Raw genomic sequence first — 3,604 nt, 5'->3', positions numbered from 1 at the left:
AAGTGGGCACCAGCAACCAGCCGATCCCGGTGCATTTTTCGTTTGCAGAAAACGAACATATCGAAGGTAACCTGAGTCCGCAGCGCCGCCAGCTGATGCGCGACGTGTTCGACCTGCCCGATCTGGCCGCCATGGACGACGGCATTGCCAATGGCACATATGAACCGCATCGCGGCGAAGCGCAACCGCTGGCCTTGTTCACCGCGCCGCGCGTGGACTACTCGCTGCAGCGCCTGCGCCACTACACCGGCACCGCACCCGAACATGTGCAGAACTTTGTGCTGTTCACCAATTACCAGTTTTACATTGATGAGTTTGTGCGCCTGGGTCTGGAGGCCATGCACAACCCCGACAGTGCCTACGAGGCCTTTGTCGAGCCCGGCAATGTGATCACCCGACGTACCGGCTTGCCGGCCCAGCCGGGCGATGAGGCTGGTAAGGCGCCGCCGCGCCTGCCGCAGATGCCGGCATACCACCTGGTGCGCGCGGATGGCAGCGGCATCACCATGGTCAACATCGGTGTCGGCCCGGCCAATGCCAAGACCGCCACCGACCACATTGCTGTGTTGCGGCCACATGCCTGGATCATGCTGGGCCACTGCGCCGGCCTGCGTACCACCCAGCAGCTGGGTGACTATGTGCTGGCGCACGGTTATGTGCGCGAGGACCACGTGCTTGACGAAGAACTGCCCCTGTGGGTGCCGGTACCGGCGCTGGCTGAAATCCAGGTGGCGCTGGAGTCCGCGGTGTCCGAAGTCACCCAGCTCAAAGGTTCGGAACTCAAGCACATCATGCGCACCGGCACCGTGGCCAGCACTGACAACCGCAACTGGGAGCTGTTGCCCGACAATGGGCCGCAGCGCCGTTTCAGCCAGAGTCGTGCCGTGGCGCTGGACATGGAAAGCGCCACCATTGCCGCCAACGGTTTCCGCTTTCGGGTGCCCTATGGCACCTTGCTGTGTGTGAGCGACAAACCCCTGCACGGTGAGATCAAGCTGCCCGGCATGGCCAACCACTTTTACCGCGAACGGGTCGATCAGCACCTGCGCATCGGCATCCGGGCGCTGGAGCTGTTGCGTGAGCAAGGTGTGGACCAGCTCCACAGCCGCAAACTGCGCAGTTTTGCCGAGGTGGCGTTCCAATAACCCTGCCGGGTCGATGAAGGCCACAGCCAGCTCATGAACACCTCTGACATCGTCACCGTGACCGATCCGGCGCACTTTACCCGGGCCATCACCGACATGGGTGAAAAGTGCCCGGTGGTCACAACACAGGCCATTTTTAATGACCGGGGGATCAAGATCATTGAAAAAGGCGTGACGGTCAACGCCAGCCTCTACGACCGTCTGATGGCGCACCGTTTGCCCACCCCGCTGGAACAGTCGGTCAGGACAACCCCGACGGTGACGGGGGCCTTGTTGCGTGACCACGCCGAACAGGTCATGGCCGAGGTGCCGTTTTTCCAGCGCATGGCGGCCGAGACCCAGACCCGCAGCCTGTTGCTCGACGCGCTGGAGACACTGGCCCTGCCCGATCCCATGGCGTTTCAACTGTCGCTGGCCAAAGAGGTGCGCCCCGCATTGTTCCGGCACTCGATCCATGCGGCGCTGATGGCCGCCTGGCTGACGCTGGACGCCCTGGTGTCACGGTTTGACCTGGGCCTGGCGGCGGCGGCGGGCCTGCTGCATGACGTCGGCATGCTGCACCTTGACCCGGTGCTGCTCCAGCCGCACGGGGCCATCGCACGTGAACAGCGGCGCCAGCTTTATTCCCACCCGCTGGTGTCCACAGCGCTGATCGAACGCCACCACGAGTACCCGCGCGAGCTGCTGCGCGCGGTACGGGAGCATCATGAGTTTCTGGATGGGTCAGGTTACCCGCGGCATCTGAGTGGCCCGGCGATTGGCCCACTGGCCCGCATCCTGTGCCTGAGTGAGCTGGTGACCTCCATGCTGGCTTTGGGCGGGGGCTTGTCTGAAATGCGGCTGTGGGTCAAGTTGCGCATGAATGCCCATCGTTATGACCCAACCCTGGTGGCACGGGTGGAACGACACCTGCAGCTTGGCCGCGAGCACCAGAACGACACGCGGGTCCTGATGGCCAACCCCGTGGCGTGCCTGCGGGAGATCAACGTTGTGGTGGCTGACTGGCCCAGGGACATCCTGCAAAGCCGAAACTTGAGTGACAACCGGCGACAGGGCATGGTGGCTGTGGTGGGCCAGGCCGAGCAGTTGTCCCGCACGCTGGCCGGTGTCGGGGCAGCGCCGGAGCAGTTGGTGCAACTGGGCAGTGAGGCGTTGGACGAGGCTCTGCAACTGGAGCTGACCCTGCTGGCGCAGGAAGCCCAATGGCAGCTGCGTACCCTGGCGCGCCAGACCCGACGACGTTGGCAGTCGGGCGCGGAGCCGGATTACCCAGACACCGTGCAAGCCTGGCTGGACCGGGTCGATACCCTGGTGGCCGGTGCCTGACGCGCCAGCCACACCAGCAGGCTGGCGGACTTGAATGGCCGAAGTTTGGCGACTTCATTGAACTTTGATGGGAAAAAGTCGCGACTATTTTTCATTGCTATTTAAAATAGTCGCATGAAACGCTATCTGGACGAGCGGGTTCGCCAAGACCTGCAGAAAAAAATGGTGGTCTTGACTGGCCCGCGCCAGGTCGGCAAAACCACGCTAAGCCGCCAGCTGGTGGGCGAACTGGCCGGGGCCCAGTACCTGAACTACGACGTGGCAGCGCACCGCGCGGTGATGCTGGCGCAGAGCTGGCGGCAAAGTGCACCTCTGCTGGTGCTCGATGAAATCCACAAAATGCGCGACTGGAAGAACTGGCTCAAAGGGGTGGCCGATGGCCGCGCGCCTGAGCAGCAATGGCTGGTGACAGGCAGTGCCCGCATGGACACCTTTCGTCAGTCAGGCGAATCACTGGCCGGGCGCTATTTCAGGCTGCGGCTGCATCCGCTGTCGGTGCGTGAATGGTCAGAGCAAGCGCAGGTGTCACCCCATGCGGCTCTGACGCACCTGCTGGAGCGTGGCGGCTTTCCCGAGCCCGCCCTGGCCACCAGCAATGACGAAGCCCAGCGCTGGCGCAACGACTACTTTGCCGGCCTGGTGCGTGAAGACGTGTTGGAGTTTTCCCGCTTGCAGGAAGTCAACGCCATGCGCCTGTTTGCCGAGATGCTGCGCGCGCGGGTGGGCTCGCCGCTGTCGCTGGCCTCCATCGCGCGTGACCTGAACCTGTCGCCCGTCACCCTGGCCAAATACCTGGGCATTCTGGAGGCACTGTTCATTGTGTTTGTGGTGCGCCCCTGGCATCGCAACATTGCCCGCGCGACGCTGCAAGCGCCCAAAGTTTATTTTTATGACACCGGCTTGGTGCAAGGTGATGACGGCATCCGCTTCGAGAATCTGGTGGCCTGCCACCTGCTGAAAAACGTGCAATGGCAGCAGGACACTCGTGGCCTGCCGGTGGATCTGCACTACATCCGCACCAAGGACGAGGCCGAGGTGGACTTTTGCCTGAGCCAGGGCGACACCCTCACGCACCTGGTCGAGTGCAAACTGTCAGATGCCAAGCCGCACCGTGCGTTGAACCGCTTTGCCGA

General features: G+C 63.1%; 3 protein-coding genes. All 3 read left to right on the top strand.

What is annotated here, in order from left to right:
- Positions 1-1,145, top strand: a 1,145-nt coding sequence (locus PHW99_RS18350) for an AMP nucleosidase (RefSeq protein WP_300181152.1), incomplete at its 5' end; no start/stop codon positions are given.
- 33 nt (positions 1,146-1,178) lie between these two features.
- Positions 1,179-2,471: an HD domain-containing phosphohydrolase gene (locus PHW99_RS18345; protein WP_300181149.1), complete on the top strand. Its 1,293-nt coding sequence runs from the start codon at positions 1,179-1,181 to the stop codon at positions 2,469-2,471.
- A gap of 114 nt (positions 2,472-2,585) precedes the next feature.
- Positions 2,586-3,604, top strand: a 1,019-nt coding sequence (locus tag PHW99_RS18340) for an ATP-binding protein (RefSeq protein WP_300181146.1), incomplete at its 3' end; no start/stop codon positions are given.

Origin of the sequence: Rhodoferax sp. (genome assembly GCF_028689305.1) — a bacterium.
Taxonomy (GTDB): Bacteria; Pseudomonadota; Gammaproteobacteria; order Burkholderiales; family Burkholderiaceae_C; genus Rhodoferax.
Note: the sequence above shows the minus strand (reverse complement) of the source record. Positions and strands in the feature narration are given on the sequence as shown.

What these genes read in the sequence shown, in the direction of transcription:
- PHW99_RS18345 (WP_300181149.1), top strand. Translation starts at nt 1,179, where the DNA reads ATGAACACCTCTGACATCGTCACCGTGACCGATCCGGCGCACTTTACC.